11 protein-coding genes are annotated in these 14,019 nt (G+C 58.6%); 4 read left to right on the top strand and 7 right to left on the bottom strand.

Features of this window, described 5'->3' with window-relative positions:
• Nucleotides 1-301: 301 nt before the first annotated feature.
• Genes RA27_RS05575 through RA27_RS05565 form a run of 3 tightly spaced genes read right to left on the bottom strand, consistent with a single transcriptional unit; the run spans nucleotide 302 to nucleotide 4,384 of the window.
• The gene (locus RA27_RS05575) at nucleotides 302-1,336 is read right to left on the bottom strand and encodes a lipocalin-like domain-containing protein (RefSeq protein ID WP_039535684.1); all 1,035 of its coding nucleotides are present in this window, start codon (nucleotides 1,334-1,336) and stop codon (nucleotides 302-304) included.
• Nucleotides 1,326-3,740, bottom strand: a complete 2,415-nt coding sequence (locus RA27_RS05570) for an ABC transporter permease (protein WP_039535683.1) — start codon at nucleotides 3,738-3,740, stop codon at nucleotides 1,326-1,328. Before RA27_RS05570 ends, RA27_RS05575 begins: the two co-directional genes overlap by 11 nt.
• Entirely contained in the window at nucleotides 3,737-4,384 is a 648-nt protein-coding gene (locus RA27_RS05565; protein ID WP_039535682.1) for an ABC transporter ATP-binding protein, read from the bottom strand. The genes RA27_RS05570 and RA27_RS05565 overlap by 4 nt, the downstream gene beginning before the upstream one ends.
• Before the next feature lie 158 nt (nucleotides 4,385-4,542).
• On the opposite strand from RA27_RS05565, the gene RA27_RS05560 reads away from it, so the two are divergent.
• Complete coding sequence (locus tag RA27_RS05560) at nucleotides 4,543-4,977, top strand: ion channel (RefSeq protein ID WP_039537023.1); 435 nt, start codon at nucleotides 4,543-4,545, stop codon at nucleotides 4,975-4,977.
• Here the strand turns inward: RA27_RS05560 and cls are convergent.
• The 3 genes from cls to RA27_RS05545 form a co-directional block, all read right to left on the bottom strand.
• Nucleotides 4,974-6,386 (bottom strand): cardiolipin synthase, encoded by a 1,413-nt coding sequence (cls, locus tag RA27_RS05555; protein WP_039535680.1) that lies wholly within the window; start codon nucleotides 6,384-6,386, stop codon nucleotides 4,974-4,976. The two genes, RA27_RS05560 and cls, sit on opposite strands and share 4 nt — an antisense overlap.
• Nucleotides 6,387-6,409: 23 nt before the next feature.
• The gene (locus RA27_RS05550; RefSeq protein WP_039535678.1) at nucleotides 6,410-7,384 is read right to left on the bottom strand and encodes an HAD family hydrolase; all 975 of its coding nucleotides are present in this window, start codon (nucleotides 7,382-7,384) and stop codon (nucleotides 6,410-6,412) included.
• A 74-nt stretch (nucleotides 7,385-7,458) separates the two neighbouring features.
• Complete coding sequence (locus RA27_RS05545; protein ID WP_152610668.1) at nucleotides 7,459-8,991, bottom strand: arylsulfatase; 1,533 nt, start codon at nucleotides 8,989-8,991, stop codon at nucleotides 7,459-7,461.
• Between the two features lie 269 nt (nucleotides 8,992-9,260).
• On the opposite strand from RA27_RS05545, the gene RA27_RS05540 reads away from it, so the two are divergent.
• Complete coding sequence (locus RA27_RS05540; RefSeq protein ID WP_039535674.1) at nucleotides 9,261-9,941, top strand: Crp/Fnr family transcriptional regulator; 681 nt, start codon at nucleotides 9,261-9,263, stop codon at nucleotides 9,939-9,941.
• A 7-nt stretch (nucleotides 9,942-9,948) separates the two neighbouring features.
• Here the strand turns inward: RA27_RS05540 and RA27_RS05535 are convergent, their stop codons facing one another.
• Nucleotides 9,949-11,040 (bottom strand): AI-2E family transporter, encoded by a 1,092-nt coding sequence (locus RA27_RS05535; protein ID WP_039535672.1) that lies wholly within the window; start codon nucleotides 11,038-11,040, stop codon nucleotides 9,949-9,951.
• Nucleotides 11,041-11,208: 168 nt separating this feature from the next.
• On the opposite strand from RA27_RS05535, the gene RA27_RS05530 reads away from it, so the two are divergent.
• Both RA27_RS05530 and RA27_RS05525 read left to right on the top strand, forming a co-directional pair.
• Nucleotides 11,209-12,066 carry a YihY/virulence factor BrkB family protein gene (locus RA27_RS05530; RefSeq protein WP_039535670.1) on the top strand — a complete coding sequence of 286 codons (858 nt, stop codon included), beginning with the start codon at nucleotides 11,209-11,211 and terminating at the stop codon, nucleotides 12,064-12,066.
• Nucleotides 12,066-13,970 carry a multiheme c-type cytochrome gene (locus tag RA27_RS05525; protein ID WP_039535668.1) on the top strand — a complete coding sequence of 635 codons (1,905 nt, stop codon included), beginning with the start codon at nucleotides 12,066-12,068 and terminating at the stop codon, nucleotides 13,968-13,970. Before RA27_RS05530 ends, RA27_RS05525 begins: the two co-directional genes overlap by 1 nt.
• The last annotated feature ends 49 nt before the right edge of the window (nucleotides 13,971-14,019 follow it).

The following is a 14,019-nucleotide window of genomic DNA, read 5'->3' as shown; positions in this document are numbered from 1 at the left end:
GTAGTACCTGGTTGGAGCTCTTCAGGAGAATGCTGCCATAGTAGCGTTGGCCGATCAATTGATCTTTCCAGCCAACCCAGACCCTATCTCAGGGCCCCTCAGTATCTGGTGGCAAAGTTCGCCACCGCGATGCTCGCATCGAGCACAGTCTCCATCTACGTTTCCGTTACCAAAGTGTCTTTTGGGAACCTTGTCTTGTTCTGAAGTGTCGTTAGTGAGCCTGAGCAAGTCGATAGGAAAGTTCTGGTCCCTCTCCGGGCACCGCAGCCGATTCTCTTGTAGATGACGATGTACTCCGGGCTCAGTACCCGGTCATTTCGAGATAACCGCGCCCTGTGTGGCTGCCCGAGATGGTAATCGGGCCTTCCCAGTATTCGAACCGGGTGCCCATCCAGGCCTTGGGTGTCACGGCAATAACGTCGATATCAACCCCGAGCTCCGGCGATGACAGATGCCATCGGGTCGGTACATTGCGTTGCGCCACGCTGGTGGTTTCAAGCGGCTTCAACTTAACAGATCCGTCGGGCAGAGGCGTCACTGTGCCGTCCGGTTCGATCCATGTGGCGGCGGTGTAGTCCCCACGATCGCCGCGCAGGCGAAAGGCCATCAGCTTGTCGCCACTGTCAAAGCTGAGCGAAAACCAGTCCCAACCGCTTTGATCCTCGGCCAGCGGTTGCGAGGACCACTCGCGATCCAGCCAACCCTGGCCCGTGACCTCAACGTCTTGATCAGGCAGGTGGAGAATGCCTTCGACCGTGTAGAAAGGCTGTGAATAGTAGTAGCTGGCCTGGCCATCGGCGGACTTCACCGAATAGCCAGCATCGCCGTGAAACACCAGGGAGCCCTGGGCCTGCAGTTGAAGGTCATAGCCAAAATCCACGCCATTCGCAGTCAGGTTCAGGGTATCCAGGTCGCCGCCGCGCATGTGCCACTCATCGATCCAGGCCTCGAAAGGGTGCGCTGTGACACCGGCCTGTCCGACGCCACCCCGGGAAAGCCGTTCCGCGAAGTAGTGAGCGTCCGGCGTTGTCACCGCGGCGTGCCCCATCCAGATCTGCGGGCTTTGCCAGCCATCCGCCTCGGAGGGTTTCAGGGCAGATCGGAACAGGGTCCATTGAATTCCATAGTCGCTGCCATCTGCGTCTCTGAGGTTGGCGGTCAGATACCACCATTCGATCCGGTAGGTCGGATGAGGGCCGTGATCTCTTGGAAACTCAAAACTGTAACCCGGTACGGGCCGGTCGAATCCTTCTGCGCTGCCGCCAAGCCCGGCATAGCCCTGCGCCCAGCTGGCTATCGGGAGCAAAACAAAGAGGATGAAGGCTCTAACGTTCATTGGCAAAAACCCTCAGCAATGCGGCGGGTGGCAGTCGGAGCAACCGCCAGGCGGGCAGGGCGGCGGCCAAAACTGCAGCAAGCAGGGTCAGCAGGAACAAGCTTGCCCAATCGCCGGGAAACAGGTGCATGGGCAGTCGCCAGCCGAATGCCTGCACGTTGATTACAACCAGCAGCACCCAGGCCAGCACCAGCCCCAGCGGCAGTGCCAGACAGGCGGTCAATGCTGCAAGCAGGACACTTCGAAGAAGCTCCAGCCGGGCCAGTTGCGTACGCGTCAGGCCCAGCGCCCAAACGGGGGCGACCTGCGGCAGGCGCTGGGTCCACAAGGTGAGAAGGCTGGTGAGGATCGCAAAGCCTGCCACGCCCAAGGTCAGAACGTTCAACGCCGAGGTGATCACGAAGGTCTTTTCAAATATGGCCATCGATTGTGCTTTCATGGCCGCTTGCTGCACCACTGCTGACGGGGGCAGTTCAAATTGATTGCGCAGCACCTGCGCTAGATCAGAGGCCCGCTCGGGTTCAGTGCGAATGCCAAAGCGCCGCGTTTCCGTATTTGGCGCTATCTGATCCAGTACAGGCATTGCGACGATCGCCTGCCCAGTCGGGTTTCCATAATCAGAATACACGCCTGCAATTGGCAGGGTGTGCTCTGCCGTGATCGCCACCCTATCTCCGGGCCACAGATCCGCGCGGCGGGCCAGCTGCTCGTTAATCAACACCGCGCCACGGTTCAGGACATGATCCCAGACATCCGGCCCTTCCGCGATCAGGGGCCAGTTTTGGCGATAGCTTTCGTGATCTACGATCCCATACAGGAACAGCGGTCCGGTTTCGTGGGTCAATTCGGCGCTGCGGATGGGCAGGACCGCTGACACGCGCGGCGTAAGCCATTCGGTGATACGTTCCCCTTGTGTGTCATCGGCAGCTGTGACGTAAAGCTCGGAGGTCAGGCGCTGATCCAGCCAGCCGGTGAAGGTCAGGCGGAAACTCGAAACCATTGTTCCTACGCCGATATTCGCGGCCAGTGCCAGCAGCAGAGCCATCAGTGCCAATGAAAGGCCAGGCAATTGGGCGCGCATGTCGGCCAGTACCCATTGGGCAACCGGAGAGCGCGCTCGTCGAAGGAACAGGGTCAGCGCGCCGGACAGCAATAGCGGCAACAACAGCGCAGCCCCGGTCAGCAACCCGGCAAGCAGAGCGAATCCGGCGATCAACCCACCGAACGCAAAGTAGGCGATGGTACCCGCTATGAGCAGGGCGAGGCCCAATGCGCCTGTGATCCGCGTGGATGTTGTGTCACCACCCCAGGCTTGCAGGCCCGGCCCCGCGAGGATGGGCATCCGGGACAGCCGCCAAAGCGCGTGACCGCTCGCCGCCAGCGTGCCGCCCGTCGCCATGGCGAGACCTGCGGCGACCCATTGAGGGCGCAATGACATCTGACCGTCGATTGGTGCGCCATACAGGCCGCGCAGGGTGGCCGCGACGTCCGGCAACAAAGCGCCTGCAAGGAAGTATCCCAGACCCAGCCCAAACATGCCTCCGATCGCGGCCAACAGCAGCAGCTCACCCAGACCGATCCAGATGAGGTGCCGCATGGGAAGACCCAAAGCGCGCAGGGTGCGGATCGTACCACGCCGTTGTGCAAAGGCGAGGCCCACAGTGCCGTGAACGATGAACAGACCGACCGCGAACGAGAGCAGCCCGAAGGCGGACAGGTTCAGATGAAAACTATCGGTCAGTTGCGCGGTATCCAACTGGGCTGATGGGGTGATGCGTTGAAGTTCGGGCGCGATATCCGACAGAGGAGGCTGACCACGGGGTTGTTCAGGCAGGATTATCAGGCGGGATATCTGACCGGAGCGGTTCAGAAGCTGTTCGGCCACACCTATATCGGTCAGCACCAAATCAGGCGGAAGGGCTGTGCTGGTGATGATCGGCGGAAAGCCCGGGGCGGTTTGAAACAGCGGTGCCAGCTCGGGCGACATCAGCAATCGGCCCGGAGCCGTCAGGATATCAGCCGGGTCCGGGGCAGCCGCGCCTTGTTCGATCTCTGTAACTGCGGGCAGGGCCGGATAGGCAATCATGTCTACCCCCATCAGACGCACGGAACGCCCATCTAAGCGCAGCGAGCCTTCCAGTACGGCTGCCACCTGCCAGCCAGCGCGCCTGAGCGCTGCATAGCGCGAAAGGGGGATCAGATTGCCCGATGCGCGAAGTTTATCGAAGCGCCCAATTGCAAGCTGGGCGCTGGCACGATCATAACTGGCGCGTGCTTCGGCATTGATGGCCTGCACCGCCGACCAGAGACAGGTAGCCAATGCGATACCTGTCAACAGCGTCATCAATTGCAGAGGATGCGAACGCCAATGGGACAGCAGCGCCTGGACCGCGGCGCGGGTCATTCGATGCGTCCGCCCGATAGATGGGCGCGCCGGTCAAGACGGCTGGCGATCTCATTCGAATGCGTCACCAGCAATAGCGCCGCGCCTGTGTCTGCCACCAACGACAACATCAGATCCAGCACGACGGCGCTGGCTGTTTCGTCCAGATTGCCCGTCGGCTCATCTGCCAGCAGCAAACGCGGTCGGATTGCCATTGCGCGTCCGATGGCGACCCGCTGTTGCTGTCCACCCGAGAGGTTTTCGGGGTAGCGGTCCTGCAAATCGGTCAGGCCCAGACGCTCGGTCAGATGGGCGGACCAATCCGGGTCATCCCGTCCGGCAAGCCGCGCATGGATGGAGAGATTCTGGGCAACGGTCAGCGACGGGATCAGATTGAATTGCTGAAAGACCAATGACAGGGTGTTGCGACGCAGCGCTGCGCGCTCGGCATCGTTCAGTGGCGACATGGGCCGCCCATCCAGAGCGATTTCTCCGCTATCAAAACCGTCCAGCGCGGCCACCAGATGCAACAATGTGCTTTTGCCGCTGCCGCTTTCGCCGGTCAGGGCCAGGGTCTGGCCCTGTTCCAATAACAGCGAGACGTCGTTCAGGACAGGCCGCCCGCCGGGATAGGATTTTCGAACATGATCAATCGATAGCAACATGCGAACTCTCATCTGGTCCCGCCACAATGTGCAACGTAGCGCGACGCTGTCCAGAGCAGAGATCGGTTCTATTCGCCGCAGCCCTCCATTTCGGGGCGGGGTTGTCCAGAGCGTGCGAAAGCTTCATGCTGGCTGCGATCAGAACAAAGGCCGTTTACATGACATTGTCGCAGCAGATCATTTGGGGCAGCTTCTATTTAGGTGTTTGTTTTCTGATCGAAATCATGCTGCTGACCTGGTGCGTTCTGGTCATTCGCAAACTGGTCGAGAAATGGGAAGCGCGCAGCACAATCCTTGCAACTGCGGGTCCGATCACTGTGGCGCTTTTATTCATTGTTCTGACCCACACCGTTCAGGTCTGGATCTGGGCGATCGTCTGGGTGATGGGGGATGTGCTGCCGGATTGGAACTCGGCGCTGTATTTCTCATTGGTGACCTTCACGACGCTGGGCTACGGTGACATCGTGCTGGGCGAAGGGTTGCGTATTTTTGGTGCGTTTGCCTCGGTCACGGGTCTGCTGGCCTTCGGGCTTTCGACCGCATTTCTGGTCGCCCTCATGACCAGGGTGTTTGAGGAGCGGTTTCTGAACTAAAGGATCGGTGCAAACAGCCGGGCGAGCGGAGCGCCAAACCGAATGTGGATCGGTTGCTGGGGCAGGGGGCGCGTCAGTTCGTAGCTCGACGCGAAATCGGTTTCCAGCATTGCAGCCACCGCTTCTGCGGCACGGGGATCGAAGAACAGGGCCATTGCCTCAAAATTCAGACGAAAGGAGCGGTTGTCCAGATTGGTGGTACCAACGGCGGCCAGCGTATCATCAACAACAAACGCCTTCTGGTGCATGAAGCCATCCGTGTAGCGAAACACGCGGGCACCGCAGTCGCGGATTTCGTCGAAATAGGCAAAGGCGGCCAGCCATGGCAGCCGATGGTCTATCACATCCGGTACTAGGATACGGACATCCACCCCCCGCAAAGCCGCATGTTGCAGCGCGGTCATGATGTCGATGTCCGGCACAAAATAGGGCGAGGCGATCCAAAGCCGCTGTTTCGCTTCGGCGATGGCCGCGAAGAACATCATCGCGCCGGTTTCGGTATCATCGCCCGGACCTGTGGCCACCAGCAACGCGTTCATATCCTGATCAGATTCGCTGCCGGCCCAATCAAGCTGGTCGATCAGGTCTTCGTTGCGCGCCCAGTGCCAGTCTTCGGTAAAAATCAGTTGCAACTGGCGTACTACGTGGCCGGTTATTCTGATATGCGTATCCCGCCAGCGCCCGAAACGCGGGCTTTGCCCCAGATACTCGATGCCGATGTTATGACCGCCGATGAACCCGGTCTCGCCATCGACGATTACCGTCTTCCGGTGATTGCGATAGTTCAGTTGAAAGCGGAAATTCGGCCCGCGTTGTTGGCGAGGGTCGGCGACATCGACACCTGCCTTGCGCAGCGTTTCCAGATAGCTTGAGGGCAGGCCGTAGCTGCCCACAGCGTCGGTCATGAACCGAACATGCACGCCGCGCTTCGCAGCGTCGATAAGCTTATCCTGCACCTTCCGGCCAAGCTGGTCATCACGCACAATGTAGAACTGAATCAGGACGTAGTTTTTGGCAGCATCAATGGCCTCGAGAATGGATTGAAACGTTGCTTCGCCGTCGATCAGCAGTTCTGCACCATTGCCGCGCGATACCGGCAGATGCGCCAGGGCCTCGAACGGGCGGGGATTGATGCCCATGGTTTCAGGGTTAGGTTTCGAGTAGTCGGCAAAGGTCTTGATCCCTTCGACCACACGCTCGCTCTCCTGCCGGGCGATGCGGTAGCCCTTAAAGCGGTGGTGCCCCAGAAACAGATAGAACGGAACGCCGAACAACGGCGCCGACAGCAGGAACACAACCCAGCCGACTGCGCCCTGCGGGGTGCGTGCCGTCTGGGCGGCGCGAACTGCAAAGACGACCGCTACGCAATAGAGAGCAAACAGAAAAAACGAGACGAGCAATGTCCACATCGGTGCGCAGCGGTCCGGGTTGCCTAGTTTGCCCCAGTGTAGATGCGAGACCAGTCGTTGGCCATATCAACGATGACCCATCCCATATCGGGGCCCTTGTCCAGCCCATCGACCAGCCGTCCTATCGGGCTTTCACGGTCATAAGCCCATTCACGGTCGGCATCGGTATGATGGACGAGAACGCCTAAACGAGGCCCATCGCCGGCAGTCGTCCATTCAAGCATGGCGAAATCCCCGTCCGAGTTTCCGCCTGCAAGAATTGGTCGCTTTCCGATGGTGCGTTCGATATTGATCGGCTTGCCTTCCTTGTCGTCGATAAAGGCGATGCCGGGTGCCTTGTTGATAACGGGGGTATCGGCTGAACTGTCATAGACGGTCTCGCCATAGGTGCCGAGGATTTGTTCGGGAGGGATGCCGTAGGCCTCCTGTGCGAAGACACGCATGAAATGAAGCCCGCCGCCCGAGACGATATAGGTTTTGAAACCTTCGTCGCGAAGATAGCGCAACAGTTCGACCATCGGTTGATAGGTCATCTGATCATAGGGAAGATCGGTAACCGGGTGCCGGGTTGTGTTCAGCCATTCGGCCACCTCGGATTGAAACTCTTCGACACTACTGCCAGAGTGCGACGCATTCACGACTTCGATCAGCGCGTCGTGCCCGCCCTCCAAAACAGTTTGCAGGTCACCTTCGGCAGCAGCTTTGAGCGCCGGGGTCGATAGGATCGATGGGTCTTTTTCGGCCAGTTCTGCCAGTCGGTCCATCGCAAAGATGAACTGAAAGTAAACCGGCTGTTCAGCCCAAAGCGTACCGTCGTTGTCGAACACAGCAATCCGTTCGGCGGGGGTCACGTAGTTTTCACCGGACGGGTCGGTGACGGAGTCGACGAAAGCAATGATCTGCTGTTTTGAAGCTGAGTCCGTCCAGCTGGGGAGCGGGTCCGCCCATGAAGCCATGGGCAAAACAAACGCGAGCGCCGAGAATGCAAGAGATTTCATTGAAATACTCCGGTTTGTTCAAAAGGGACCGCGCGTTTCACGCGACCCCGGTCCTGCGTTGAAATCTTGCGGTGCTAGTTCGATGTTGGCGACGTCAGTTTCCGCATCACCTGATCCAGACTAAAGCTGGCGGCCTCTTGGCGTGGCGGGAACTCTTGGAACGTACTCAGGAACTGACCAACATATTGCTGCGCGGGCACCAGGAAGTATGCCCGGTCCAGTATCCAGTCATAGTAGGTGTTGGATGTCCGGTATCCACGTTCATAGGGATCACGGCGAAGGTTCACGATAATCGGAACACGCAGTTCGGTGAAGGGTTCCATCCACGCCCGGAAGGTGGCCCAGGCTTTCTGCTCGAGGAAGATCAGCTTCCAGTCATCGAATCGCAGTGCCGACAGGTCGCCGTCGTCGGTGAAATAGAAGATCTCGCGTCGTGGGCTATCCTGTGTTTCACCGGTCAGCAGCGGCAGGATGTTGTACCCATCCAGATGCACCTTGTAGTCGCGCCCCATCGCAGGAGAGGAATATCCGGCTTTCAGCTTTTCCTTGATCTCGGGATCTCCGGCCACGGCCAGATAGGTCGGCAGCCAGTCCATGTGATGCACGATTTCATTCGAGACCGATCCGGGCTCGATCTGACCTGGCCAGCGCACCATGGAAGGTACGCGCCAGCCGCCTTCCCAGTTGGTGTTTTTCTCGCCCCAGAATGGAGTCGAGGCCGCATCCGGCCATGTATTATAGTGCGGACCGTTGTCAGTCGAATAATGCACGATGGTATTGTCGGCGATGCCCAGTTCATCCAGAAGATCAAGCAACTGGCCGACCTGTATGTCATGCTCGATCATCCCGGCTGTGTATTCGTCAGCAGGGCCTCCGATCATTTCATTGGCCTTCTCACGCATTTCGTCCCCGACATGTGTGCGGAAATGCATCCGGGTGCCATTCCACCACACGTAGAAAGGCGTTCCGTTCTGGTTGGCCTCACGGATGAACTCGACCGCCGCTTCCAGCGTTTCCTGATCGACCGTTTCCATGCGCTTTCTGGTCAGTGGGCCGGTGTCCTGGATTTCGCCACCGGCGGAGGACCTGATCACGCCGCGCGGGCCGTATGCTTCACGGAAGGTACGTCCATCGGGCAAAATCGCATCGCCGGGGTAATCCTCGTGCTCGGGTTCTTCTTCCGCATTCAGGTGGTAGAGATTCCCGAAAAACTCATCAAATCCGTGGTTTGTCGGAAGGTGCTCGTCCAGGTCGCCCAGGTGATTTTTGCCGAATTGACCGGTTACATACCCATGGTCTTTCAACAGCCCTGCGATTGTCGGATCTTCGATTTGCATCCCTTCTTTGGCACCCGGCAAACCGACCTTGGACAATCCGGTGCGAAAAACCGATTGCCCCATAATATACGAGGACCGACCCGCAGTGCAGGATTGTTCGCCGTAATAGTCGGTGAAGATCATTCCTTCATTGGCGACCCGGTCGATATTGGGCGTGCGATATCCCATCAGGCCCATCGTGTAAGCCGAGATATTGGACTGGCCGATATCGTCGCCCCAGATGACCAGAATATTCGGCTTCTGATCCTGCGCCCATGCGGGAAGGGCCATCAAAACCGTGACGGATGCGGCAGCGGCACGCCGTAATCCGATGTGCCAGCTTTCCAAAAATCGGATTGTAGGTAACATGTTTTGCTCCTGAATTGGTGGACGTTCCGTCCGGACGAATTAAGTAGCGTTTGCGAGCGGAACAGGATTAGTGTCCGTCGGTAAGCTGCCGATATCTCGTAGGAATAGAAGAGCTACGGGAATCGTGTGGCTTTAATCTATGTCAGCTTAAGGCGTTGAAATTCATCACATGATAAAGTTGAAATATATAGATGTCAAAAAATGAAGCTGACCTGAAAATACTGCGCGACAATGCTTGGTTTGGCGCGCGATCTGCGGCATTCCAGAAGGCGTTGAAAGACTGCGCTGCACGCCGGTCTTATGGCGAAGACGAGGCGTTGTACCTTCAGGGGGACGCCCCGAACGGGCTTCACGTGGTTCTGGACGGAGGCGTGAAAATCACCGTTCCGGCAGATGACGGGCAGGAATTTGTGATCCATCAGGAAGGCCGCGGTTTCTGGATCGGTGATCTTGCGTTGTTTGCGACGACGCAAAGGTTGGTCAGCGTGGTCGCAATCCGGCCCACGAGTACATTGTTCTTTCCGGCGTCACGATTGGAACGCATGGTTCAGGATACACCGGAATTTCTTCGGGATTTTTATGCTCTGACGCATGAGAACATGCAGAAAACTCTCCGCATCGTTGCGAATCTTGCGGTGACCGGAACCGAGAAGCGGCTGATCCTGCGGCTACTGCATCTGGATGAGGTCGCTTCCGATGACACAGGCTGGATACCGGTTTCGCAAGAGGAACTGGCGGCAATGATCGCCGTGTCCCCGCCAACCTTGCATCGCGCATTGCACCGGCTGGTCGGGCTGGACCTGATTGAAGGTGGCTATGGCCGGCTGAGGTTGAAAGATCGTCGCGCGTTGATTTCGAACTGCCAGAGCTAACCAGGATTCAGGCGGAATGCGGGCTGCCCGTCCGGTCATCCTCACCCAGTCTTCCGTCGAGTGACATCAGGATCGCCACGGGGCGCAGGGCAGGGATGTGACTGAAAATGATCAGGATACAGACGGTCAGAGGTACGCTCAGAAACGCGCCGATCAGACCCCAGACGGTCGTCCAGAACGTCAGCGCCAGAATGACCAGAAAGGTCGACATGTTCAGAGACCGGCCCAGCATGGCCGGGTCCAGGAAGTTGCCGATGACGAACTGAAGGGTGCCACACCCCAGAACGATGACCAGAAATGGCCCGATGGTGTCAAACTGAACCAGCGCGATCATCGAGGGAAAGATCACCGCAATGATCGATCCGATTGATGGGATGAAATTCAGGGCGAACGTCAGGACGGCCCAGGTTTCGGCATATTCCAGTCCCAACACCTTGAAGACAGCATAGCTGATGGTGGCGGTAATCAGACTGATGAAGGTTTTGACACCCACGTACCGCTGCAGGCTGTACGAGATCGCATCCAGAACCGAGGCAAGATCAGCCCCGAGCCGGGGGTTGCCCGCAGCAAGCTGGATCTTCTTGCGAAAGGCCAACCGCTCGGCCATCAGGAAGGCGACATACAAGCTGATCAGAAAGAACTGGTTCAGCAGCGACGTGGCGCTGCCCAACAGAACCCGTGCAACATATGACATATCGATGCTGACCAGATTGTCCCGAATAAAACTGGTGACATCGTTGCCGACCAATCCGGTGATCCTGTGCACGGCTCCGTCGAACTGGCTTTCGTAGGTGTTGATTGAACGCGCAAACTGCGTGGCCTGACTGCCCAGAATGTACATGATCATGAACAAACCGGCCAAAACCACCGTGACTCCCGCGATATTTGCCAACCAGATCGGCGCACGCGTCACTGCGATGACCCGATCGCTGAGGGCCAGAATCAGCACGTTGACCAGCAGCGCCATCGTCAGCGGTACCAGGAAATTGGCACCGGCGTAAAGGCCAAGTACCACAAGGGTGGCCACGATCACGACGTCTCGCAGCACGCTCAGTTGCAGGCGGGCCCTGGATTGGCTGTTCTGTGGGTCAGAGGTCATGTGCTGGCCTTGATCGGGATGTCGCCTGTGCGGGTTTCCGTGAATGTACTCTGATCCTGCACATGCTGACGGGTTTATGCAATCCACACAGATGGTTATGAGGCGGAATTCAGCATCTTTGTCCGATTGGCGGTTCTGCATGTGGAAAAGGCAGGATAGGCTTGGGTGATGTCACGCGTTTCGATTCCTTCATCCAGCCAGTTCTTGCGCGCCCTGTGGCTTGCCGTGCGTCGGTTCAGCAACAAGGACGGTTTTGTCATGAGCAGCCACGTGGCCATGTCGCTGATGATGGCGCTGTTTCCCTTTGTTCTGTTCACCGTGGCGCTGGCAGGGACCTTGTCGCAAGGCTATGTGACCGATGAACTGATCGACCTGATCTTTGGCGCCTGGCCCAAAGACGTGGCCGATCCCATCGTGGCGGAATTGCGCGCGGTTTTGGACGGGGCGGGCTCCGGAGTGATCACTTTGGGGGGCCTGTTGGCGATTTACTTTGCGTCGAACGGGGTCGCCGCTGTGCGCCGCGCTATGACGCAAGCCTATCATGACAAGGACAGCTGGCCGTTCTGGAAAGCCCGCCTGCTGTGCTTTGTGCTCGTTATCATCGGCGGCGCTGCCATTCTGGCCATCGCAGCTGTCGAGGTGGTGCTGCCGGTCTACACGCGTCTGGTTTCGGAAAAGACAGCCGTGGATGTCGATCACTTGCTGTCCGTCGACCGCTTGCGATGGACGTTCACGGTGGCTGTGCCCGCTGGCACCGTCCTTCTGGCCCACCTGATCCTGCCCACGCGCCGACACAGCCTTGTGCAGATTCTGCCGGGTGTCATCCTGACGCTGGCCCTGTGGGCAGCGGGCGGATGGGGGTTCTCGATCTACATTGCCCAGTTCGCGACCTACAGCGCGACCTATGCGGGCCTTGCAGGGGCGATGGCGGCATTGATATTTCTGTACCTGTGTTCCGCGATGCTGATCCTCGGTGCGGAATATAACGGTGCCCTGATCGACCTTCAAAACGCGGAAACCAAGTGATGTATGTCAGGGTGCTTTGGCTGATCGCGACCGTGTGGACGACGGCACAGCAGGCTCTGGCGCAAGACTATGTCGGCTCAGAAATGTGTTCTGATTGCCATCGGGAGCAAACCGAAGCCTGGCAGACCTCACACCACGCTCTTGCCTGGACCGAAGTCGATGACGGACATGTTCTGGCTGATTTCGACGGCACCAGTTTTAACCATGACGGGATGAGCGTTTCATTCATGGATCAGAACGGTGTTCTATCAGCCAGCGTAACCGAAAAAGACGGCGTAACAACTGATTACCCGGTGCATTCAGTTGTCGGCATTGCGCCGCTGCAGCAATACCTCTTTGAAACCGAGCCGGGCAGATTGCAAAGTTTCGATGTCGTCTGGGATACGGAAGAGGGCCGATGGTACCATCTTTACCCCGACCAGGAGCTGCCGCCGAATGACGGGTTGCACTGGACCGGGCCGTACAAGAACTGGAACGCGCGCTGCGCGGAATGTCATGCGACGGGCTATGTCAAAAACTACAACGCGGAAGAAAAACGCTATGCTTCGACACAGGTTGAAATTGGCGTCGGATGCGAGGCGTGTCACGGGCCCGGGTCCGCTCATCTGGACTGGGCGACCGGAAAGGCGGGTAAAGACGGTCAGGGTGCGTTCGGTTTCCCCAAGAACTGGGGCAGGGGGCAGACCGAGGCTGAGATACAGCAATGCGCAGGCTGTCATTCCCGGCGAGAGGCGCTGGAAGATGGCAACCCGTTGCCCGGTAAGCCCTATCATGACGCCTACAATCTGGCCGTGCTCCGTCCGGGGGCGTATCACCCGGATGGGCAGATTCTGGATGAGGTCTACGTTTACGGCTCGTTCCTGCAGTCGCGTATGTACGCGCGCGGCGTTGGCTGCATGGACTGTCACGATCCGCACCGGGCAGACCTGAAAGCCGATGGGAACGGCATCTGCACCCAGTGCCATTCGCTTGCAGGCAACCCGGATTTTCCGACCCTTCGGCTGGCCAGTTATGATACGCCCGAGCATCACCATCACGCCGACGACTCAGCGGGTGCGCAATGCAGGAACTGTCACATGATCGAGAGGGTCTATATGGGCGTGGACGGCAGGCGCGACCACAGCTTTCGCATTCCCCGACCCGATCTGGGACTTGGGCCCGACGCTTGTACGGATTGCCATGAAGGACGGGGGCGGCCCTGGGCCGCGCAACAGATCGCGAACTGGTTTCCGGATTCCAACCGCAGGACTGCTCATTATGGGACCGAATTTGCTGCTGCGGGAAGCGGACAGTTGGACGAGCCCGAAGCGTTACTCGCAATCGCGCTGGATGAGGCGCAGGCGGGTATCGTCCGGGCAACCGCATTGTATCTGCTTCAACCCTTAGCCACGCCCGAGTTGGCAGAGAAACTGATGCCGGCTCTGTCCGATCCGGACCCGCTGGTGCGGGCGAACGCGCCGGTTTTACAACGGCAGGCCCCTTTGAATCAGCGTGTTTCAAGGCTTGAGCCGCTGCTATCCGATCCAATGCGCAATGTTCGTATTTCGGCGGCCAAGGAGTTTCTTTCCATTCCCGCGCAGGCTATGACGCCTAACCAACGCGCAAGCGCTCGGCAGGGCATGGCGGACTGGCAACGCAGCATATCGCATCGTCTGGATTTTCCTGAAACCCACATGGTGCTGGGCGGATGGGCGCTGACGTTAAGAAACGCTCCGGCCGCAGAACGTGCGTTCCGCGAGGTGGTCGCGCTGGACCCGCAACGCGCCGAAGCCTGGCCGATGTTGGTTCAGCTGGCCCATATCAATCGCGGGCCGCAAGCAGCGTTGGCGGTCCTGGACGAAGCACTCTCAGTCCTTCCGGATGATCCGAACCTGAGGCAAATGGCGCAGAATCTCGGGCGATAGCCGGCATCGAACCGGCAGAATTGCGCCACGTTCCGGGCCTATTTGACGG

Source organism: Ruegeria sp. ANG-R (assembly GCF_000813985.1).
In the GTDB taxonomy this organism is placed as follows: Bacteria; Pseudomonadota; Alphaproteobacteria; order Rhodobacterales; family Rhodobacteraceae; genus Ruegeria.
The sequence above is the reverse complement of the archived record's forward strand: the minus strand, read 5'-3'. Positions and strand labels throughout refer to the sequence as shown.